Below are 20,622 nucleotides of genomic sequence, written 5' to 3'. Positions count from 1 at the left end.
CCGTTCGATCAGGCCTCCATGAGCTCGCGGGCGCGTCGGAAGATATCCTCGAACATCTGCGCCGTCAGCCGCCCGGTGTTCGTGTTCAGCCGGGAGCAGTGGTAGCTGTTCAGCAGCAGATAGGGACCGACCTGCGCCTGTGCCCCATGGCCCGCCGGCATGGCGCTGGCCGGCTTGCCGAGGGTTTTCAGCACATTCCGCCGCGATACGTCGCCGAGGGTGACGATGACCTTGAGCCGGGGCAGGGCGGCGAGCCGGGCCTGCAGGAAGGGACGGCAGGTCGCCTCCTCGACCGGCAGGGGCTTGTTGCCCGGCGGGGCGCAGCGCACCGCATTGGTGATCATGCAATCGACCAGTTCCAGATCGTCATCGCCGTTCGGGTCGTAGCGGCCGCGCGCGAAGCCCGCCTTCTGCAGGGTCTCGTACAGCAACCAGCCTGCGTGATCGCCGGTGAAGGGGCGGCCGGTCCGATTGGCGCCGGTGCGGCCGGGCGCGAGGCCGGCGACCAGCAGGCGCGCGTTCGGATCGCCGAACGACGGCGCCGGGCCGTTCCACCAGCCGGGATTCTGGCGCGCGTTCTCCAGCCGGTATTCGACCAGCCGGGGGCAGAGGGGGCAGTCGCGGGGCGCCTCGGGCGGAAACAGGCTCACTGGTCGAACACCCGCGCCGACGGCGTCGCGCCCGGCGTTCGGGGCCTGCCGATCTCGGGCAGCAAATCGTTCAGCTCGACGAAGGCGTCGGCCTGACGCCTGAGCTCGTCGGCGATGTAGGGCGGCTGGCTCTTCATGGTGGAGACGACCGTGACCCGGACGCCCTTGGCCTGCACCGCCTGCACCAGCCGGCGGAAGTCTCCGTCGCCGCTGAACAGGACCATGTTATCGACCCGCGGCGTCAGTTCCAGCATGTCGACGGCGATCTCGATGTCCATATTGCCCTTGGTTCGCGAATGGCCCTGGGCGTCGGTGAAGCGCTTGACCGGCTTGGTCACCACGGTGAAGCCGTTGTAGTCGAGCCAGTCGACCAGAGGCTTGATCGGCGAGAACTCTTCGCCCTCGATCACCGCCGTGTAATAATACGCCCGAACCAGCACCGCCTGGGCCCGGTACATCTCGACCAGCTTGCGGAAATCGAGGTCGGCGTTCAGCGCCTTGGCGGCGGAATAGAGATTGGCCCCGTCGATGAACAGGGCGATGCGCTCGGTCGGATAAGGCGTCATGGAAATCGGTTCCGAGAATATGGACGTCCCGGTCTCCGTCGAAATGGACGGGCCCGTTGATCTGGACGACGCCGTCATCGTCGCGCTCGGATGCAATGACAAGGGGGCGTGGCGCGATTGCCGAGAAGCGCTGGAGGCGGCCCTCGCCCGATTCCGCTCCGAGGGGATCGACGTCGTCATGCGGTCGTCGTGGTGGCGTTCGGCGGCTTGGCCCGATCCGGACGATCCGCCATTCTTGAATGGCGTGGTGATCGTGCGCACCGCTCATGATCCGCACGATCTGATGGCGGCGCTCGGGCGGATCGAGGAGGCATTCGGACGGCGGCGGGGTGCGCCGAACGCGCCTCGCACACTCGATCTTGACCTGATCGCGTATGGCCGGATGAGCGGCGATCTGGATGGCCTGATCCTGCCGCACCCGAGGGCGGCTCAGCGGAGGTTCGTCATGGGGCCGCTGGCGGAGATCGCGGCGGCATGGAGCCATCCGCTCGACGGGAGCGCAGCGGGGGTTCTGGCCGAGGCAGCGACGGTCGGCCGGGACGCACATCCCGAGAGGTAGCGCCGCAGACCTTTCGGCTGTCAGGTTCGGTGGGTTGTCATTGGCGAGAAGGCGGGTATCTCTGGTTGCGGCGTCACAGTGACGCTTGGGGGATATCCGATGATCGTCTGGTCCGGCTGGGGCTTTCTCGTCGCCGTTTTTTATGTGGTCGGTTACCTGATCGGCATACCTGTCGGAGGGCTTGTCTCGACTGATCCCGACATCGCCGCGGCCGTGGCCTTCGTCGTCGCTGGCCTGCTGGCGGGGCTGGGCTCCTTCCTGCTGGCCCGTCAGATCGAGAAGGGCGAGGGTCGGGCCTTCATCGACGAGGCGACGCAGCAACGGATCGTGGTCCGCAAGTCGGCGGGCTCGCTGTTCTTCATTCCGACGCGCTACTGGGCCTATATCTCACCGGTGGTCGGCATCGGCATCGCGGTGCTGATGATGACCGCGCCGCCGGCGGGACCGGTCGCACCGGCCGCGCCGGTTTCGGAGGCTCCGGCAGCCGCGCAGACCACCTGACCGCTACTGCGGCGCGTCTGTTGCGGTCTGTCGAGGCCGTCATCGCCTCATTCCGGCCCATGCGGCGTTGCACAATGACGCTCAACCCTATATTTTGTGCGGTTCTCCCCCGCGCTCGAGGAAATTCATGGCCCGCGTCACTGTCGAAGACTGCATCGAGAAGGTGCCGAACCGTTTCGGTCTGGTTCTGCTGGCCGGTCACCGCGCCCGCTCCATCGCCAACGGCGCCGCGCTGACGATCGACCGCGACAACGACAAGAACCCGGTCGTGGCCCTGCGCGAACTGGCTGAAGACACCGTCAGCCCGGACGAGCTGCAGGAAAACATCATCGTCACCCTGCAGCGCGTCGACGAGCGCACCGAAGCCGAGGACGAGGCCGAGGTCGTGGCCCTGCTGGCCGAGCCGCAGCACATGAACATGGCTGAAGCCGAGCTGATCCGCGCGCTGCAAAGCGACCGCGACGGCGGGCAGGAGGAGCGGTACTGACGGCCGAACCCGCCAACGGTATCACCATCCTGCCGGCGCGGACCTCGCCGCCCGCGCCGCCTCTGAAAGCTGCCAATCTCAATGAACCGGAGGGCGATCGTCCTCCGGTCGAAACTCCCGAGCCAAAGGCCCGGGTGCTGCGGCAATTCGAACTCGTCGAGGCGGTCCGCGCCTATGATCCGACCGCCGACGAGGCGCTGCTGAACCGCGCCTACGTCTATGCGATGAAGATGCACGGCTCGCAGCTGCGGGCCTCGGGCGATCCCTATTTCGCCCATCCGATCCAGGTCGCCGGCATTCTGACCGACTACCGGCTGGATACGGCGACCATCGTCACCGCCCTGCTGCACGACGTGGTCGAGGATACCTCGGCGACGCGCGACGATATCGCCCAGCGATTCGGCGAGGAGATCGCCGACCTCGTGGAAGGCGTGACCAAGCTGTCGCGGCTGGAGCTTCAGGCCGAGCACACGCGGCAGGCCGAGAACCTGCGCAAATTCATCCTCGCCATTTCGAAGGATGTGCGCGTCCTGCTCGTGAAGCTGGCGGACCGTCTGCACAACATGCGGACGCTGAAGCATGTGAAGCCGGAGAAGCGCGAACGCATCAGCCGCGAGACGCTGGAGGTCTACGCGCCGCTGGGCCGGTCGATCGGCATCCACTCCATCGCGTCCGAGCTGGAAGAGCTGGCCTTCGAGCATCTGAACCCGACGGCGCGCACCGCCATCGAGCGGCGGCTGGAGGCGCTGAAGCTGGAGCATGGCCGCGCCATCGACGGCGTTTCACGCGAGGTCGAGCGGGTGCTGGAGGAGGCGGGGGTCCACGCCCGTGTCTTCGGCCGGCAGAAGACCCCTTATTCGATCTGGCGCAAGCTGCAGCGCAAGTCGGTCGGTTTCTCGTCGCTGTCGGACATCTACGGCTTCCGGGTCATCGTCGAGGCCGAGGACGACTGCTACCGCGCGCTCGGCGTGATCCACCGCGCCTGGCCGATGGTGCCGGAGCGGTTCAAGGACTTCATCTCAACGCCCAAGTCGAACAACTATCGCTCGCTGCACACCACCGTGGTCGGGCCGTCGGGCCTGCGCATCGAGATGCAGATCCGCACCGACGCCATGGACCGTGTCGCCGAAGACGGCGTGGCGGCGCACTGGGCCTACAAGAACCAGTCCTATGGCTTCGACAAGGAGGCCATGGAGAAGGACGGCGGGCGCGACCCGCTGCAGAACCTTCGCCACCTCGTCCAGGTGATCGAGCACGGCGAGGGCGGCGAGGACTGGGTCGAGCACGCCAAGCTCGAAATGTATCTGGATCAGGTGTTCGTGTTCACGCCCAAGGGGGCGCTCATCACCCTGCCGCGCGGGGGCATGCCGCTGGACTTCGCCTACGCCGTCCATACCGAGGTCGGGGACACGGCCGTGGGGGCCAAGATCAACGGCGAGCTCAAGCCGATGCGGACCCAGCTGCAGAACGGCGACGTGGTCGAGATCATCCGCGGCACCAAGCGGGAAATCCCGGTCGACTGGCGCTCGCTGACGGTGACCGGCCGGGCCCGCTCGGCCATACGTCGCCACATCCGGACGTCGGAGCGCGGCGAATTCCAGAAGCTGGGCCGGGCGACGCTGGAGCAGACCCTGACGCGGGCCGGCAAGGCGGTCGGCGACGTCACCCTGCGTCCCGCGCTGGAGCAACTGGGCTTCGCCCATGACGAGGACCTGTATGAGGCGCTCGGTCGGGGCCGGCTGTCGGCGGCGAAGATCGGCGAGATCCTGTTCCCGGCGCTGAAGGGCCGGCTCAAGGCGGGACCGGACCGCAAGCGGATCGGCGACGATCAGGGCCGGCTGTTCGTGCGCGGCGGCGGGCTGACGCCGGGCGTCAGCGTTCATTTCGGCCACTGCTGCTCGCCGGTGCCGGGCGACCGCATCGTCGGCATTCTCGAGCCCGAGTCGGGGCTGACGGTGCACACCATCGACTGCCAGCGTCTGGAGGAGTTCGCCGACGACGACAGCGTCTGGTCGGACCTGCAATGGACGCCGCAGGCGGAGCAGGGGGCCGTCGCCTCGGCCCGCATCCGCGCCACCATCAAGAACGCGCCCGGCGTGCTGGGACAGGTCGCGACGATCATCGGCGAGGCCGGCGGGAATATCCTGAACCTGGTCATGAGTCATCGCCAGCAGGACTTCTTCGACGTCGACATCGACATGGAGGTCGAGGACGCCAAGCACGCCACGGCGATCATGGCGGCCCTGCGCACCAATCCCTCGGTCGATACCGTCGAGCGGGCGCGGGGCTAGGTCTTGCGGCTACGCTGGCGCCCGCTATGACAACAGCCATGACCTCCGAAGACGTTCTCAACGAATTCCGCGACGCCGGGGCCCTGCGCGAGGGGCATTTCGTGCTGTCGTCTGGCCTGCACAGCCCGGTGTTCCTGCAGAAGAACCTGGTGTTCATGGACGCGGCGCGCTGCGCCCGGCTTTGCAAGGCGCTGGCGGAGAAGATCGTCGCGACCGTGGGCCCGGTCGACGTGGCCATCTCCCCGGCAGTCGGGGGCATCATCCCGGGCTATGAGACCGCGCGCTGGCTGGGCGTGCCGTCGATGTACGTCGAGCGCGAGGGCGGCGAGTTCAAACTGCGCCGCGGCTTCCATGTCGAGCCGGGCCAGAAGGTGGTCATGGTCGAGGACATCGTCACCACGGGGCTGAGCTCGCGCGAATGCATCGCGGCGATCAAGGCGGCGGGCGGCGACGTCCTGGCCGCGGCCTGCATCGTCGACCGGTCGGGGGGACGGGCCGACGTCGGCGTGCCGCTGGTGGCGCTGGCGACGCTGGACGTGCCCGCATATCCCGCCGACGCCCTGCCGTCCGAACTGGCCGCCCTGCCGGTCGAGGACCCGGGCAGCCGGCGGCTGGCGAAATAGGAGAGGGGCCGATGGTCTCGCCCGTGCGTCTGGGGGTCAACATCGATCATGTGGCGACGGTCCGGAACGCGCGGGGCGGGGTTCATCCCGATCCGGTGCGGGCGGCGCGCGAGGCGCTGGCGGCGGGAGCGGACGGCATCACCGCCCACCTGCGCGAGGACCGGCGGCACATCACCGACACCGATATCGAGGCGCTGAGCGAACTGTGCGCCGTCGCCGGGCGGCCGCTGAACCTCGAAATGGCGGTTACCGACGAGATGCTGACCATCGCCCTGCGCCACCGGCCGCACGCGGCCTGTCTGGTGCCGGAGCGGCGGGAGGAGGTCACCACCGAGGGCGGGCTGGCCGTGGCCGGCCACGAGGCGCGCATCACGCCCGTCGTGAAGGCGCTCGCCGCCGCCGGCATCCGCGTGTCGCTGTTCATCGAGCCGGCGCCGGAGCAGGTCGAGGCGGCCCATGCGGTGGGCGCGCAGGTCGTGGAGTTCCACACCGGCCGCTACTGCCACCTGTCGGGCGACCAGCGGGCGGTGGAGTTCGCCCGGCTTCAGGCCGCCGCGACTCGGGCGGTCGATCTGGGGCTGGAGGTGCACGCCGGGCACGGGCTGGACTACGACACAGCCGCCGACATGCTGGCCATCCCGGAGGTGCGGGAGCTCAACATCGGCCATTTCCTGATCGGCGAGGCCGTGTTCGTTGGCCTGACGGCCGCCATCCACCGGATGCGGGCGGCCATGGACGCGGCGGCATGATCATCGGCGTCGGCGCGGACCTGTCGGACATCCGGCGCATCCAGGACTCGCTCGACCGGTTCGGCGACCGGTTCAAGATGCGCTGCTTCACCGAGCTGGAACGGGCGCGGTCGGACCGCAAGCCGGAGCCGGCCTGGAGCTACGCCAAGCGGTTCGCGGCCAAGGAGGCCTGCGCCAAGGCTCTGGGCACCGGCATGCGGGCGGATGTCTACTGGCGCGACATGGGGGTGGCGAACCTGCCTTCGGGCCAGCCGACGATGAAGCTGACCGGCCACGCCGCCGAACATCTGGCGCGGCTGACACCGCCCGGTCACGAAGCCCGGATACACCTGACGCTGAGCGACGAGCACCCCTATGCACTCGCCTTCGTGGTGATCGAAGCCTTGCCGATGGCTTAATCACGTTATACCGCTTTTGCCGCTGAAAGACCGCGGACAGCGGCTGGGGGACTGGGTTCAGATGAGCGACGAGAACAAGCCGCACGACGAGCATGGCCACGACGCCGGCCATGGCCCCGAGGCCCATCCCGATGCCGCTCCGGCAGCGCCCGCGCCCAGCCACGACAACCATGGCCACGACCACCATGGCCACGAGGCTCACGGTCATGAGGCGCACGAGCCTGTCCATGCCGAGCCCCACGGCCACGACGATCACGCCACCGCAGACGATCACGGCCACGACGGGCATGCGCACGACGCCCATCCCGTCGCCGACGCCCACGCCGCCGAGCATGCCGGCCATGGTCACGACGATCACGTCCACGACCACCACGTGACTCCCGCCGAGGCGACGGTGGCCGCCGGCGCCGCGGGCGCGGCTGCTGCGGCCTCGACCAGGCCGCCGGTCTGGAGCGACTCGGGCGATGCGCCGTTCGAGGACGTCGACCACACGCCCGTCTACGCCCGGGGCAAGAAGGGCGGACGCCGCAAGGGCAAGTCCGGCGGCGGCAACGAAACCTTCGAGATCATCAAGACCATCTTCTTCGCCCTGCTGATCGCCTTCGTGCTGCGGGTCCTGCTGTTCCAGCCCTTCACCATTCCGTCGGCCTCGATGGAGCCCAACCTCTACGAGGGCGACTACATCGTCGTTTCGAAGTGGAGCTACGGCTATTCGAAGCACGCCATCCCGTTCAGCCCGCCGCTGTTCGAGGGCCGCATCTTCGCCCAGGCGCCGAAGCGCGGCGACATCGTGGTGTTCAAGCTGCCGCGTGACGACAAGACGGACTACATCAAGCGCCTGATCGGCCTGCCCGGCGACCGCGTGCAGATGATCAACAACGTCCTGCACATCAACGGTCAGCCGGTGCCCGACGCGGTGATCAGCGGCGAGGATGTGACCAACATGTACGGCATGCCCGTCATCAAGGCGCGCGAGACCCTGCCGGAAGGCAAGACCTTCACCGTGCAGGACTTCGGACCCGGCAATCAGGCCGACGACACCCCGGAGTTCATGGTCCCCGAAGGCCACTATTTCATGATGGGCGACAACCGCGACAACTCGGTCGACAGCCGTTTCGACGAGTCGACCGGCGTCGGTCTGGTCCCGGCCGAGAACCTGATCGGCAAGGCCCAGATCATCCTGTTCTCATGGTCGCCCGGCGCCTCGCTGTGGAACCCGGTGAGCTGGTTCTCGAAGGTGCGTCCGAGCCGGTTCTTCAACGTCCTTCACTGATGGGCGATCGGCGGGCCGAGGCGGTCGCGGCGCTGGCGCGCAAGCTCGGCCATGACTTCCGCGACCCGTCGCTGCTGGATCAGGCCCTGACGCACGCCAGCGTGGGGGAGGGCGCCGACCGCGACGCCCGCGGCCGGCCATTCCTCGACAATCAGCGGATGGAGTTCCTCGGCGACCGGGTGCTGGGACTTCTGGTCGCCGACCGGCTGATGCGGGATCTGCCGCAGGCCGACGAGGGCGAGATGTCGTCCCGCCTGCATGCCCTCGTTGACAAGACCACCTGCGCCCGCGTGGCCGAGGCCCTCGGCGTGGGCGACGCCATGCGGCTGTCGCCCGGCGAGGCCAAACAGGGCGGCCGCCGCCGCGAGGGGGCCTTGGGCGACGCGATGGAGGCCATCCTCGCCGCCCTGTGGCTGGACGGCGGCATGGACGCGGCCCGAAGCGTGTTCGAGCGCATCTGGGCCGACGAACTGGCGGCCCCGCCGCGCAAGTCGCTGACCAATCCGAAATCGGCGCTTCAGGAGTGGGCCCTCGGGCAGGGGAAGCCGCTTCCGGCCTATCGCATCGTCGAGCGCACGGGATCGGATCACGCCCCCACATTCACTGTCGAGGCCAGCGTAGCCGGATATCCGCCCTTGACCGCACAGGGCCGTTCGCGTCAGGACGCGGAGAAGGCGGCCGCCATCGGCCTGCTGCAGCGTGAAGGCGTGATTTGACCGAACCCCAAAACCAGCGAGCCGGCTTCGCCGCCATCATCGGCGCGCCCAATGCGGGCAAGTCCACGCTGGTCAATCGCCTGACCGGGACCAAGGTCTCGATCGTCACCCAGAAGGTCCAGACCACCCGCTTCCCCGTGCGCGGCATCGCCATGGAAGGCGACGCCCAGATCGTGCTGGTCGACACGCCGGGGATATTCACGCCACGCCGCCGGCTGGACCGGGCCATGGTCGCCTCGGCCTGGGGCGGCGCCGACGATGCGGATGTCGTCGTGCACCTGATCGACGCGGCCTCGCACATCGCCGCCGAAGGCAAGGAAGGGCAGGCCGCCGACCGCCGCTCCGCCGAGGACACCGAGACCATCATCGCGGCGCTCAAGGCGGCCGGGAAACAGGTTATCCTGGCGCTGAACAAGATCGACGGCATGCGCCGCGACACCCTGCTGGCCCTGTCGCACGCGATGTTCGAAACCGGCGTCTATTCCGAGGTCTACATGATCTCGGCCCTCAGCGGCGACGGCGTTGACGACCTGAAACAGCGCCTCGCCCGCTCGATGCCCGAAGGGCCGTGGCTCTATCCGGAAGACCAGTCCGCCGACGTGCCGATGCGCGTGCTGGCCGCCGAGATCACGCGCGAGAAGGTCTATCTGCGCGTCCACGAAGAACTGCCCTATTCGGCAGCGGTCGAGACCACCTCGTTTGAGGACAAGGCTGACGGCTCGGCCCGAATCGAACAGACCATCTATGTCGAGCGCGAAAGCCAACGGCCCATCGTGCTGGGCAAGGGCGGCCAGACCCTGAAATGGATCGGCCAGAAGTCGCGCGAGGAGCTGATCGAGCTGCTCGACCGGCCGGTGCACCTGTTCCTGACGGTCAAGGTCGACCCGAAATGGCAGGACAGCCGCGCCCTCTACGCCCAGTTCGGGCTGGATTACGACGTCTAGGCCTGTGTTCCACGTTCCGAGACACTCCGGCGGGCACCCCCGCCTGGCGATCGCGTTCCTGGCGGCCCTGTTCATCCTCGTCGCCGGGCTGGTGGCCTGGTTTACGGTCCGGCCCCTTCCGGAAGCCGCCGCCGCCGAGCCGCCGCCGCCACGGCCGCCGCTGGTCGTAGTTCAGGATCTGCCGGCGCTGACCGAACAGCTCGACCGCTGGGGCGGCTCCGGCGCCTTCACCGGCGGGGTCTTGGTGGCCCGAGGAGACCAGATCCTTTTCCGGCAGGTCTATGGCTACGCCGACCGCAGCCTCGGCAAGCCGCTCGAGCTGGACAGCCGGTTCCGGCTGGCGTCGGTCAGCAAACAGTTCACCGCGGCGGCCATATTGCGGCTGCAGGACGACGGCGTGCTGTCCGTCGACGATCCGGTCTGCCGGTGGATCGATCCGTGCCCCGCCGCCTGGGCGCCGGTGCGGCTGCATCACCTGCTTTCGCACACCTCGGGCATTCCCGATCTGATGGCGCGGCCGGGCTGGGGCTTGCGGCGGGTGACTCCGGCGACCCCGGAAGAATTGACCGCGGACTCAGCGAAGTATGGCCTGCAGTTCGCGCCCGGCACGAAGGTCCGCTACGACAACGCCGGCTACAATCTGCTCGGCTACATCGTCCAGAAGGCCAGCGGCCTGCCGCTGCAGGACTATCTGCGCGACGCCTTCTTCGCGCCGTTGGGCATGGCCGACACGGGCTTCGAGGACGACGCGTCCGGCGTCGTCATGGGCTACGCCAACCTCGCCGGCGGGCCGACGCCGCAGCCGGACCACAACGTCAGCATCATATTCGGGGCCGGCGCCCTGTATTCCACCCTGGACGACCTGCTGGTCTGGGAGCGGGCCCTGCACGGCGGCAAGCTGCTGAGCCCGGAGAGCTATACCCAGATGATCGCCGACCACGCGCCCGCGGACACGCCGCCCGAGCGCGGCCGTCCGCGGCGGGACTGGGGCTACGGCCTGTTCGTCAACAGCCTTGGCCGCCGGGTGACTCCGGCCTTCGAGGATCGCCAGATCTATCACACCGGCAGCTGGTCGGGTTTCCGCAACCTGATCACCCACCAGCCGGACGAGGACGTGACGGTGATCGTGCTGTCGAACAACTACCACCAGCGCGATGCGGTCTTCCTGCTGTCGCAGCAGGGCATGGCCGAGGCGCTGGGGCGGCCGTTCCCGACCGCGATGGCGCGCTAGGCCTTGTCCGCCCAGCGCTCGCGGCGGGCCAGTTCGACCGCGCTAGGTTCGTCGTCGGCGAAGGATCCGGTCTTCACCTCGCCGGCGCGGAGATAGGTCCCGACGACCACGCCGGCGGGCGTGGTCTGGCCTTCGACCAGCGTCCAGGCGTGCGGCCGCGACCCGTCGTCGAACAGCCGCTTCCCGTGCCCCAGTACGATGGGGAAGGTCAGGACGGTCAGCTGGTCGATCAGATCGTTCGCGAGCAGGGTATGGATCACCTCGCCCGATCCCTGGATCAGCAGATCGCGGCCTTCGGTCGCCTTCAGAGCGCGCACCGCCTCCGCGAGATCGCCCTCCAACCGATGGCTATGCGCCCAGTCGAGCGGCGTGTCGGGGCCGGCGGCGACATATTTGTTCACGGCGTTGAACTTGCGCCCGATCTCATCGTCCTGGTGGGGCCAGAAGGCGGAGAAGATCTCATAGGTGCAGCGGCCCAGCAGCAGGTCGTAGTCATCCCCCATGGCCCGGTCCATCAGCCCGCCGAGCGCCTCGTCGAAGAAGGGGAAGACCCAGCCGCCGTGACGGAAGCCGCCGCGCGGATCCTCGGTGGGCCCGCCGGGCGCCTGCATGACGCCGTCCAGCGAGACGAAGGTGGCGGTTCTGATCTTTCGCATGACGGACCTCAGGATCCGGAAACCGGAGCGGCGGAGCTCCTGCGGATCGGGAAGACGGCTCGGAGCGAGTGATCCCGCAGCCAGAGGCCGCCCCACATGAACAGGCCGAGGTAGACGCCGAACAGGGTGTGGCTGAACAGCGGGTTCTCCACCCGTAGATTGGTGGCGATGGCCCCGCCCAGCAGCCCCGTCATCAGCACCGCTCCAAGCAGGCTGGTGCGCGGGATGACGTAGAGAACGACGCAAGCCAGCTCGATCGCCGCGATGAGCAGCAGGTATTTCGACGGCCAGCCGAGCGGGGTCATGTTCTGCTCGGCGACCATGTCGGCCATCAGGAATTTCGGGGCGATGGAGGCCGCGAGCATGAAGACGACGAACAGCCCGCTCAGCACCCGTCCGGTCCAGACCATGGGGGAGGCCTTCACGCGCCCGGCCTCCAGTCGGCGGACGGCATGACGTTGATCATCCACGGGACGCCGAACCGGTCCTTCAGCATGCCGAAGCCGGGCGACCAGAAGGTCTCGCCGAAGGGCATGCCCGCGGACCCGCCCTCCGCCAGCGCGTCGTAGATCCGCCGCGCTTTGTCGACGCTGTCGAAATGCAGGGTGACATCGAAGCCGTCCTTCGGCTTGTTCATGTCGGAGGTGTAGTCGGGGTGCATGTCGGACCCCATCAGGGCCTGATCGCCGACCTGCAGCCAGCAGTGCATCAGCCAGTCTTTGATCTGCGGCGGGACCGGCATCTCCGGCGGGCCCTCGCCGTAGGGATAGGCGGCGGTGATCTCGCCGCCGAGCACGCCGGCATAGAATTCGAACGCTTCCCGGCAGTTTCCGGGGAAGCTGAGGCTGGTCACGATCTTCATGGTCGTTGCTCCTTGAGCCGATTGAAATCGAACGCGAGGCGCCGGACGCGCCCTTACTGATCCGCGCCGCCGGCGGCGAGGAAGGCTTCCAGCCGCTCGAAGGTGCTGGTCCAGCCGTGTTTGTGGCCGGTCAGGCTCTGTTCGGACTTCAGGCCCTCGTGGGTGAAATCCATCAGGGTGCCGCCGTCGGGCGCGTCGGCGAACTGGACGGTGACCAGGGTGTCGGCCGGCGGGCCGTCCTCGTGCGACTCGTCCCATTTGAAGGTGAAGACCAGCCGCTCCTGCGGCACGATCTCGCGATAGACGCCGCCCTGCCACAGATCCTGACCGGTGTCCGGCGAGCGCAGACAGGCGCGCCACTCTCCGCCGACCCGCAGGTCTTGGCTGGCGCTGACCGCCGGCCATTCGACCGGACCCAGCCACAGCACCATGACCTCGGGGTTGGTCCAGGCCCGCCACACCAGCGCCCGCGGCGCATCGAAATGGCGCTGCATCTGCAGGGTGGGACGGGTCGCGACGGGTTCGACGAGGCTCATGGCGCGGGCTCTTCAGCGGGTCCGGTCGAGGCCGGGGAGGGTCAGTTCGGCTTCTTCAGCAGTTCGGCCAGCTGGTCGGCGCAGGTGCCCCAGCCCTCATGGAAGCCCATGGCCTCGTGCTGCTTCATCGTCTCGGCGTTCCAGTGCCGCGCCGTCGCGACGTATTCGGTCTTGCCGTCGGCGGTCGGGGTCAGCTCGACTGTGGCCACCATGAAGGGCTGGCCCGCCGGTTCCCAGTTCGGGGTGAAGGCGTCGGTCGTGATCCAGCGCTTCGCCGGCTCGACCGCCAGGAACACGCCGTTGCTCGGGAAGCGCTCGCCGTCCGGACCCGACATGATGAAGTTGAACACGCCGCCGGGCCGGGGATCGACCTGCACGTCGGAGATGCTCCAGGGCTTGGGCGCGAACCACTGCTGCAGCAGTTCCGGCGTCATCCAAGCCTTCCAGATCTGCTCCGGCGTGGCGTCGAGGACGCGGCGAAGGACGAGGGCGTGCTGGTGCGCGACACCGTCGGTGTCGCAGGGGTTGTTGTCAGTGTCCTGTGCCATTGGGATCTCCTTTTTGAATCTTCTTGAGGTAGGCGTCGAGGCGATCGAAGCTGGCGTCCCAGAACCGGCGGTAGTGCTCCAGCCAGTCGGCGACGCCTTTCAGGGCCATGGGTTCGAGCCGGGCGGGGCGCCACTGGGCCTCGCGTCCGCGGCTGATCAGACCCGCCTTCTCCAGCACCTTGAGATGCTTCGACACGGCCGGGAGGCTCATGTCGAACGGCTCGGCCAGGTCGTTGACGCTGGCCTCGCCCTCGCACAGCCGCGCCAGAATGGCCCGGCGGGTCGGATCGGCGAGGGCCGCGAACTTGGCGCTGAGGGGATCGGTTTCCATGGGCGTGCTTCGTATCTAACTGACAGGTTAAATGCTCCCAGTCAAAACCGTTGTCAACCGTCCGGTTAAATAAAAGCGCGGAACGGGCGGCTACGCGGATGTGTTTGGTCCGCGACACAGCGAAAGAGCCTCCATGAAAGCCCTGATCCTCAACTGCACCCTGAAGCCCTCGCCGGAGACATCGAGCACCGAGGCGCTGGCCCGGGTGCTGATGGCGGAACTGGAGAAGGGCGGGGCCCAGACCGAACTGGTCCGGCTGGTCGATCTGAACATCAAGCCCGGAGTGAAGACCGATCAGGGGGAGGGCGACGACTGGCCCGCCGTGCACGACAAGATCCTCGCTGCCGATATCCTCGTCGTGGCGACCCCGACCTGGCTGGGCCAGCATTCCAGCGTCTGCATGCGGGCGCTGGAGCGGATGGACGCCATGCTGTCCGAGACGGACGACGAGGGACGCGGCGTGGCCATGAACCGGGTCGCAGGCGTGGTGGTGACCGGCAACGAGGACGGCGCCCACCATATCGTCGCCTCGGTCTGCCAGGCCCTGATCGACGTCGGCTTCACCGTGCCCGGCCAGAGCTGGACCTACTGGCACCTCGGCCCGGGGCCGGGACCCAACTACGTCGACACCGAGAAGGCGCACGACTATTCCGACCGCCTCGCCCGCAACGCCGCGCGGAACCTGCTGGCCGTCGCCAAGGTGCTGAAGCCGGGCGTCTTCCCGCCGCAGGAAACCGGCGAATAAGTCCGCCTCTTTGGCGGCGGCGCGCGCCGGGATAGGGTGCGGTCATGATCGCCTCCCTCGCCGCCCTGATCCTCCTGACCCAGTCGCCCGCGCCTGCGCCGGAAGAGGCGGCCATAGCGGCCGTGCTGGACCAGCTGAACGCGGCCTCCACCGCGGCGGACGCCACCGCCTACTTCGGCCTGTTCACCCCTGACGCCCGCTTCATCGGCACCGATGCGACCGAGCGATGGTCGCTGGCGGAGTTCCGCGCCTTCGCCGAGCCCTTCTTCGCCCGCGGCCGCGGCTGGACCTATACGCCCAGCGCCCGGGTGATCACCGTCGCGCCGATCGAGTGCCGTTGCATCGCATGGTTCGACGAGGAGCTGGCCAACGCCGGCTACGGCCAGACGCGCGGCTCGGGCGTGCTGCGCCTGACCGACGACGGCTGGAAGATCGAGCAATACGTGCTCAGCTTCGCCGTGCCGAACGAGAAGTCCGACGCGGTCGTGCAGGCCATCCGCGGCGACTGAAGGCGGCCTTCAGCCGCGGATCGCAATCTCGATGGCGCGGTCGATGTCCTCGTTCGTTTCGGCGTCGAGCGTGGCGACCTCCCGGTAGACTTCGTCGTGTTCGGTCCGCGCGGCCTGCCGGTCGCGGCCGATGCGGCGCAGCTGGTCGAGCATTCGCGGATTGTCGACGCTGCCGCCGCCCCAGGCGTTCGGCCGCCAATGCCCCCGATTGGCGTACAGCAGGTTCACCTCCTCATCGTCGAGGACGATGAGGCGCTCGTGCGCGGCCCAGACCTTGTCCATCAGGGCGTCGCGCCTGACCTTCGCCGCATCGAACCGCTTGAGCACCGCTTCACGGTCCGCCCGGTCGACGACGGCTCCGGCCAGGGCGGCGCGGGCCTTCGCCTGACCGGCGGCGTAGTCGCGGCGGGCGGCTGCGAGCAACTGCCTGTTGCTCTCGATGGTCTCGCGGGCGTGTTTGATTCCGTCCGCGGACCGCAGCGTCTCGATGCCGAAGCCCTGATGCCGGGCCAGCAGATAGAGCCGGCGGTAGAAGTCGGTCTCCGACTTCCGCGCGTCGATCCGCGCTTGGGCCACGGCCTGTTTGAGCCGCATCTCATAGCCGATCCGGTCAGCCTCCATCCCCTTGGCCACGCTCAGCGGCGCCGCACCGAGCGCCGCGACGGCCATCAGCAGGCCGCTCCACTTCAGGGCGCCGTGCCGCCCGGCGGGCGACAGGAAGACGCTGTTCAGCAGGCCGCCGACGGCCGCGCCGATCACCAGCGCCGGGATGGCGATGTTGGACAGGGTCTTGACCCAGACCAGCGCCCGGCCGCCGGACGTGCCGTCGCCCAGGATCACGCCGCTGGCGTAGAGGCTGATCAGCACGCCGCCGGCGGCGGCGATGAGGAGGGCCGCGAGGAGGAAGGGCCACAGCGGCGCCTTCGACTGCCAGGTCGCGCGGCGTCGGCTGGTGAATTTGTCCATGCACGCCCCCCGGCGCAGAAAAGCGAAACTTGCGCGACGCTACCTTGCAGGTTGCAAGCGGCGCAAGGCGGGAGCGGACGTTCGCGCCGCACGATGGCGGAACGTATGGCCAACACTCCGCGCGCAGGCTAACGAGAACCATGGATTTCACCGACGACGCCTTCGTGCTCTCGGCCCGGGCGCACGGCGACACCGGCGTGGTGGTTGAACTGCTGACCGAGGGGCATGGCCGTCGCGCCGCCTATGTCGCGGGCGGGGCGTCGCGCAAGATGAAGCCCTTCCTGCAGCCGGGCGCGCGTGTGGTGGCGGACTACCGCGCCCGCACCTCCGAGCATCTCGGCTCGGCGCGGCTGGAGCCGGTGGGGGAGGGGCCCAGCGCCCTGTTCGACGATCCGCTGGCCCTGACCGGTCTGGCCGCCGCCGCCTCAGTGGCGCAGGGCGCCCTGCCCGAGCGGGAGCCGCATCCCGGCGCCTTCCTGGCCTTCGAGGCGCTGATGTCCGCCTTCGCCCTGCCGGAGGTCTGGCCCGCCATCTTCGTGCGCTTCGAGGCGGGGCTGCTGGAGGATCTCGGCTTTGGCCTCGACCTGTCGCGCTGCGCCGTCACCGGGACCATGGACGACCTGATCTGGGTCAGCCCGCGCACAGGCCGGGCGGTCAGCCGCGAGGCCGGCCGGCCCTATGCCGACAAGCTGCTGAACCTGCCGGCCTTCATGCTGGGCGCGCAGGCCGGCCTTGGCGAAGGCGACGTCGGTTCAGGCCTGACCCTGACCGGCCACTTCCTCGAACAGTTCGTCTTCCACCCGCAGAACCGACCGATTCCGTCGGCGCGGGTGTGGATGATCGACAAGCTCGGCGAGGCGGGGCGGCTGTGACGCTGTGCTTACAATCCGCGAAATGTAAGCCAGGCTTATGAGAAAATATCGTGCGAAGTCAGACGGATGACCTGCTGAAATAACTTTATTCCGAGCACAGCTGGAAACGGCCGGACAATGGGGGAATGACACAGCCCCACATCCCTCCGCCCCACACCCGCCGCTCCGCCGAGACCTGGGAGGCCGCGCGCCGGGACTATGTCGCGGGAACATCCGCCGCCGCCGTCGCCGAGCGCTATGGTCTGGCCGTCCGCACAGTGCGCCGCCGCGCGCTCACCGAAAACTGGATACGGGAAGACGTCCCCGCGCTCTGCGACCGTCTCCGCGACCGGCTGCGGGCCGACCTTGGCGATGGGCCCGAGCGAAACTTTATCGAAAACCACAATGGCGAGGACATGTACGAGCTTCTGTTCGTGCCCAGCGCCGCCGCTCTCGGCGATTTCGCCTTCCGCAGGGCGGCGGAAACCGCCGCTGTGGGCGGCCCGGCGGAGGCCGCCGCCTGGCTGCGCGTGGCCCGTCTGGCGGGGCAGGTCGGCGACCGCCACGACGTCGGCCGCGACCCCTTCACTCCAGCCGACCGCATCCGGGCGCGGATGGCGGCGACGCCGTCCGGCGACGACGAAGCTGTGGACGAGGAGCCCGACCTGGCCGATGTGGCCGATCTGGCCGACGAATTTGACGGCCACTTCGACCCCAGCCGCTAGACTTCCTGCTTCTGAACTCCGATTCGAAGTCGCATGACCGTTCACACCCCGACGCCGGAAGGCGGCCGCATCGTCGATGAGGCCATGAGCGACGCGCTCTCGCGCCGCTACCTCGCCTATGCGCTGTCGACCATCACCAACCGGGCCCTCCCGGACGTGCGCGACGGCTTCAAGCCCGTGCACCGGCGCATCATGTACGCCATGCACCAGATGAAGCTGAACCCGCAGGCGGCGGCGCGGAAATGCGCCAAGGTCGTCGGCGAGGTCATGGGCGGCTATCACCCGCACGGCGACGCTTCTATCTACGACGCCCTGGTGCGTCTGGCGCAGGACTTTTCGCAGCGGTACCCGCTGGTCGACGGACAGGGCAATTTCGGCAACATCGACGGCGATAGCGCCGCGGCCATGCGCTACACCGAGTGCAAGCTGACGCCGGCCGCCGTCCTGCTGATGGACGGCATCGACCAGCACGCCGTCGACTTCCGCCCCACCTACGACGATCAGGACGAGGAGCCGGTCGTCCTGCCGGCGGGCTTCCCCAACCTCTTGGCCAACGGCTCTTCCGGCATCGCTGTCGGCATGGCGACCTCGATCCCGCCGCACAACGTCGGCGAACTGATCGACGCCTGTCACCTGCTGCTCGAGCGGCCCGAGGCGACGACCGAGGAACTGGCCCAGATCGTCCCGGGCCCGGACTTCCCGACCGGCGGCGTCGCGGTCGAGGGCCATGCCTCGATCCTCGACGCCTATGAGACGGGCCGCGGCGGCGTTCGCCTGCGCGCGCGCTGGGAGACCGAGGACCTCGGCCGCGGCGTGTGGCGCATCGTCGTCACCGAGATGCCGTATCAGGTGCAGAAGTCGAAGCTGATCGCCGACCTCGCCGACCTGATCGAGAACAAGAAGGCCCCCTTGCTGGCCGACGTCCGCGACGAGTCGGCCGAGGACATCCGGCTGGTGCTGGAGCCCAAGTCGCGCACCATCGAGCCCGAGATGCTGATGGAGAGCCTGTTCAAGCTCTCCGACCTCGAGGTCCGATTCCCGGTCAACATGAATGTGCTGGACGCCACCGGCACGCCGCGGGTCATGGGGCTGAAGGCCTGTCTGCAGGCCTTCCTCGATCACCGTCGGGAGGTTCTGGTCCGCCGCGCCCAATGGCGGATCGAGCGGGTCGAGAAGCGGCTGCACCTGCTGGAAGGCCTGAGGATCGTCTTCCTCAACCTCGACGAGGTCATCCGCATCGTCCGCGAGGAGGAACAGCCCAAGGCCGTCCTGATCGCCCGCTTCGGCCTGACGGAGATGCAGGCCGACTACATCCTCGACACCCGGCTGCGCCAGCTGGCGCGGATCGAGGAAATGGCGATCGAGAACGAATACAAAGCGCTGGCCGACGAACTTGCGGCGCTGCAGTCGCTGTCGTCGTCGCCCGCCAAGCAGTGGAAGCAGATCGGCAAGGACCTCGAGGCGACCCGCAAGGCGCTGGTGTCGCCCCGCCGCACCACCATCGCCGAGGCGGTCGACAGTTCCGCCATCGCCTCGATCGAGGCCTTCATCCCGCGCGAGGCGATTACGGTCATTCTGTCCGAGCGCGGCTGGATCCGCGCCGCCAAGGGCAAGGTCGAGGACCCGTCGGAGCTGAAGTTCAAGGAGGGCGACAGCCTCGCCTTCCTCGTGCCGGCCTATACGACCGACAAGCTGCTGGTCGCGGCCTCGGACGGGCGGATATTCACTGTCGGCGCGGACAGGCTGGCCTCGGGCCGGGGCCACGGCGAGCCGCTGCGGCTGATGATCGACCTCGACGAGAAGGCCGACATCGTCAACCTGCTGGCCCACCAGCCGGGCGGCAAGCTCCTGGTGGCCTCGAAGGCGGGCTACGGCTTCGTGGCGCCCGAGGATGAACTGCTGGCCCAGAAGCGCGGCGGCAAGCAGGTGCTGAACGGCGAGATGCTGGCGGCCCTGCGCGTCACCGGCGACCACGTCGCGACGGTCGGCGACAACATCAAGGCGCTGATCTTCCCGCTCGCCGAACTGCCCGAGATGGGCCGCGGCAAGGGCGTCAAGTTGCAGTCCTACAAACAGGGCGGGCTCGCCGACGTCGCGGTGTTCAGCGCTGAGTCCGGGCCGGAGTGGGCGGACGGCGGCGGGCGCCGGCGCAACTGGCCCGACTGGAAGGACTGGCTCGGCAAACGCGCCGGGGCCGGGCGGCAGGGCCCGCGCGGGTTGAGGAAGTTCCGCTGATCGCCGGGTGACGCCGATTTCACTATCCGTCGCCTCGCGCAAACCCCATATTCAAGCGTGGCCGGAGCCCGGCCGGGATTGGAGATCGACATGCTCGTCACCCTGATCGTCATCGGCGTCATCGTCGCCGTGGTGCTGTTCGTCGTCGTCGGCGGCTACAACAAGCTGGTGGCGCTGGACCAGCGGGCGGACCAGTCGTTCGCGGACATCGATGTCCAGCTGAAGCAGCGCCAGGACCTGATCCCCAACCTCGTCGAGACGGTGAAGGGCTACGCCTCCCACGAGCGCGGCACGCTCGACGCCGTAATCCAGGCCCGCGCGGCCGCCGCCGGCGCCACCTCGGTCAATGACAAGGTCCAGGCCGAGAACATGCTGACCGGCGCGCTGGGCCGGCTGTTCGCCCTGTCCGAGGCCTATCCCGACCTCAAGGCCAACACCAATTTCCAGCAGCTCTCGGCCGAGCTGTCGGACATCGAGAACAAGCTGGCCGCCGCCCGCCGCTTCTTCAACAGCGCCGTCGGCGAGTTCAACGCCGTTCGCCGTCAGTTCCCGACCGTCCTGTTCGCCGGCATGGTCGGCTTCGGTTCGGACAAGCCGTTCTTCGACCTCGGCGAGGCCGACCGCGCCGCTCTGAACGCGGCGCCGCCGACGGTGAACTTCTCGGCATAAG

Annotated in this window: 26 protein-coding genes; 17 read left to right on the top strand and 9 right to left on the bottom strand. The window is 68.4% G+C overall.

The window, feature by feature from the left end:
- Window positions 1-8 precede the first annotated feature (8 nt).
- The gene (locus tag GGQ87_RS13515) at window positions 9-650 is read right to left on the bottom strand and encodes a uracil-DNA glycosylase family protein (protein ID WP_168048609.1); all 642 of its coding nucleotides are present in this window, start codon (window positions 648-650) and stop codon (window positions 9-11) included.
- A complete protein-coding gene (locus GGQ87_RS13510) occupies window positions 647-1,216 on the bottom strand; it encodes a LabA-like NYN domain-containing protein (protein WP_168048607.1) in 570 nt (189 codons plus the stop codon). The genes GGQ87_RS13515 and GGQ87_RS13510 overlap by 4 nt, the downstream gene beginning before the upstream one ends.
- On the opposite strand from GGQ87_RS13510, the gene folK reads away from it, so the two are divergent.
- The 11 genes from folK to GGQ87_RS13455 all read left to right on the top strand — a co-directional run bounded on the left by folK (window position 1,215) and on the right by GGQ87_RS13455 (window position 10,988).
- Window positions 1,215-1,775: a 2-amino-4-hydroxy-6-hydroxymethyldihydropteridine diphosphokinase gene (gene folK, locus GGQ87_RS13505; RefSeq protein ID WP_245161604.1), complete on the top strand. Its 561-nt coding sequence runs from the start codon at window positions 1,215-1,217 to the stop codon at window positions 1,773-1,775. The genes GGQ87_RS13510 and folK overlap by 2 nt on opposite strands.
- A 99-nt stretch (window positions 1,776-1,874) precedes the next feature.
- Window positions 1,875-2,276, top strand: coding sequence for a hypothetical protein (locus tag GGQ87_RS13500; protein WP_168048605.1), 402 nt, complete (start codon window positions 1,875-1,877; stop codon window positions 2,274-2,276).
- Between the two features lie 127 nt (window positions 2,277-2,403).
- Window positions 2,404-2,763, top strand: a complete 360-nt coding sequence (gene rpoZ / locus GGQ87_RS13495) for a DNA-directed RNA polymerase subunit omega (protein ID WP_168048603.1) — start codon at window positions 2,404-2,406, stop codon at window positions 2,761-2,763.
- A gap of 224 nt (window positions 2,764-2,987) precedes the next feature.
- Complete coding sequence (locus tag GGQ87_RS13490) at window positions 2,988-5,054, top strand: RelA/SpoT family protein (protein WP_245161683.1); 2,067 nt, start codon at window positions 2,988-2,990, stop codon at window positions 5,052-5,054.
- Window positions 5,055-5,092: 38 nt separating this feature from the next.
- The gene (gene pyrE / locus GGQ87_RS13485; protein ID WP_168048599.1) at window positions 5,093-5,677 is read left to right on the top strand and encodes an orotate phosphoribosyltransferase; all 585 of its coding nucleotides are present in this window, start codon (window positions 5,093-5,095) and stop codon (window positions 5,675-5,677) included.
- A gap of 11 nt (window positions 5,678-5,688) precedes the next feature.
- Entirely contained in the window at window positions 5,689-6,426 is a 738-nt protein-coding gene (locus tag GGQ87_RS13480; protein ID WP_168048597.1) for a pyridoxine 5'-phosphate synthase, read from the top strand.
- A complete protein-coding gene (acpS, locus tag GGQ87_RS13475) occupies window positions 6,423-6,824 on the top strand; it encodes a holo-ACP synthase (RefSeq protein ID WP_168048595.1) in 402 nt (133 codons plus the stop codon). Before GGQ87_RS13480 ends, acpS begins: the two co-directional genes overlap by 4 nt.
- A 394-nt stretch (window positions 6,825-7,218) precedes the next feature.
- Window positions 7,219-8,097: a signal peptidase I gene (gene lepB / locus GGQ87_RS15490; RefSeq protein ID WP_342448390.1), complete on the top strand. Its 879-nt coding sequence runs from the start codon at window positions 7,219-7,221 to the stop codon at window positions 8,095-8,097.
- Complete coding sequence (rnc, locus tag GGQ87_RS13465) at window positions 8,097-8,813, top strand: ribonuclease III (protein WP_168048591.1); 717 nt, start codon at window positions 8,097-8,099, stop codon at window positions 8,811-8,813. The genes lepB and rnc overlap by 1 nt, the downstream gene beginning before the upstream one ends.
- A complete protein-coding gene (gene era / locus GGQ87_RS13460) occupies window positions 8,810-9,757 on the top strand; it encodes a GTPase Era (protein WP_168048590.1) in 948 nt (315 codons plus the stop codon). The genes rnc and era overlap by 4 nt, the downstream gene beginning before the upstream one ends.
- A 4-nt stretch (window positions 9,758-9,761) precedes the next feature.
- A complete protein-coding gene (locus GGQ87_RS13455) occupies window positions 9,762-10,988 on the top strand; it encodes a serine hydrolase (protein WP_168048588.1) in 1,227 nt (408 codons plus the stop codon).
- Here the strand turns inward: GGQ87_RS13455 and GGQ87_RS13450 are convergent.
- Genes GGQ87_RS13450 through GGQ87_RS13425 form a run of 6 tightly spaced genes read right to left on the bottom strand, consistent with a single transcriptional unit; the run spans window position 10,985 to window position 13,921 of the window.
- Window positions 10,985-11,644, bottom strand: a complete 660-nt coding sequence (locus GGQ87_RS13450) for a dihydrofolate reductase family protein (protein WP_168048586.1) — start codon at window positions 11,642-11,644, stop codon at window positions 10,985-10,987. The two genes, GGQ87_RS13455 and GGQ87_RS13450, sit on opposite strands and share 4 nt — an antisense overlap.
- Before the next feature lie 8 nt (window positions 11,645-11,652).
- Window positions 11,653-12,069, bottom strand: a complete 417-nt coding sequence (locus tag GGQ87_RS13445; protein WP_342448368.1) for a DoxX family protein — start codon at window positions 12,067-12,069, stop codon at window positions 11,653-11,655.
- Window positions 12,066-12,506, bottom strand: coding sequence for a VOC family protein (locus tag GGQ87_RS13440; RefSeq protein WP_168048584.1), 441 nt, complete (start codon window positions 12,504-12,506; stop codon window positions 12,066-12,068). The genes GGQ87_RS13445 and GGQ87_RS13440 overlap by 4 nt, the downstream gene beginning before the upstream one ends.
- 53 nt (window positions 12,507-12,559) lie before the next feature.
- A complete protein-coding gene (locus GGQ87_RS13435) occupies window positions 12,560-13,042 on the bottom strand; it encodes an SRPBCC family protein (protein WP_168048583.1) in 483 nt (160 codons plus the stop codon).
- A 41-nt stretch (window positions 13,043-13,083) separates the two neighbouring features.
- Window positions 13,084-13,590, bottom strand: coding sequence for an SRPBCC family protein (locus GGQ87_RS13430; protein ID WP_168048581.1), 507 nt, complete (start codon window positions 13,588-13,590; stop codon window positions 13,084-13,086).
- Complete coding sequence (locus GGQ87_RS13425) at window positions 13,574-13,921, bottom strand: ArsR/SmtB family transcription factor (protein ID WP_168048580.1); 348 nt, start codon at window positions 13,919-13,921, stop codon at window positions 13,574-13,576. Before GGQ87_RS13425 ends, GGQ87_RS13430 begins: the two co-directional genes overlap by 17 nt.
- A gap of 133 nt (window positions 13,922-14,054) precedes the next feature.
- Here GGQ87_RS13425 and GGQ87_RS13420 point away from each other — a divergent pair, with 133 nt between their 5' ends.
- The gene (locus tag GGQ87_RS13420; protein ID WP_168048578.1) at window positions 14,055-14,666 is read left to right on the top strand and encodes a flavodoxin family protein; all 612 of its coding nucleotides are present in this window, start codon (window positions 14,055-14,057) and stop codon (window positions 14,664-14,666) included.
- 44 nt (window positions 14,667-14,710) lie between these two features.
- Window positions 14,711-15,175, top strand: a complete 465-nt coding sequence (locus tag GGQ87_RS13415) for a nuclear transport factor 2 family protein (protein ID WP_168048576.1) — start codon at window positions 14,711-14,713, stop codon at window positions 15,173-15,175.
- 9 nt (window positions 15,176-15,184) lie between these two features.
- On the opposite strand, the gene GGQ87_RS13410 is transcribed toward GGQ87_RS13415, so the two are convergent.
- The gene (locus tag GGQ87_RS13410; RefSeq protein WP_168048574.1) at window positions 15,185-16,141 is read right to left on the bottom strand and encodes a sugar porter family MFS transporter; all 957 of its coding nucleotides are present in this window, start codon (window positions 16,139-16,141) and stop codon (window positions 15,185-15,187) included.
- A gap of 140 nt (window positions 16,142-16,281) precedes the next feature.
- Here GGQ87_RS13410 and recO point away from each other — a divergent pair, with 140 nt between their 5' ends.
- The 4 genes from recO to GGQ87_RS13390 all read left to right on the top strand — a co-directional run bounded on the left by recO (window position 16,282) and on the right by GGQ87_RS13390 (window position 20,621).
- Complete coding sequence (gene recO, locus GGQ87_RS13405; protein ID WP_168048573.1) at window positions 16,282-17,013, top strand: DNA repair protein RecO; 732 nt, start codon at window positions 16,282-16,284, stop codon at window positions 17,011-17,013.
- 125 nt (window positions 17,014-17,138) lie between these two features.
- Window positions 17,139-17,717, top strand: coding sequence for a hypothetical protein (locus GGQ87_RS13400; RefSeq protein ID WP_168048571.1), 579 nt, complete (start codon window positions 17,139-17,141; stop codon window positions 17,715-17,717).
- A gap of 33 nt (window positions 17,718-17,750) precedes the next feature.
- On the top strand, window positions 17,751-19,952 hold the full coding sequence (gene parC, locus GGQ87_RS13395; protein ID WP_168048569.1) for a DNA topoisomerase IV subunit A: 2,202 nt from the start codon (window positions 17,751-17,753) through the stop codon (window positions 19,950-19,952).
- A gap of 90 nt (window positions 19,953-20,042) precedes the next feature.
- Window positions 20,043-20,621 carry a LemA family protein gene (locus GGQ87_RS13390; RefSeq protein ID WP_168048567.1) on the top strand — a complete coding sequence of 193 codons (579 nt, stop codon included), beginning with the start codon at window positions 20,043-20,045 and terminating at the stop codon, window positions 20,619-20,621.
- The last annotated feature ends 1 nt before the right edge of the window (window position 20,622 follow it).

Source organism: Brevundimonas alba (assembly GCF_011927945.1).
GTDB lineage: Bacteria > Pseudomonadota > Alphaproteobacteria > Caulobacterales > Caulobacteraceae > Brevundimonas > Brevundimonas alba.
Note: the sequence above shows the minus strand (reverse complement) of the source record. Positions and strands in the feature narration are given on the sequence as shown.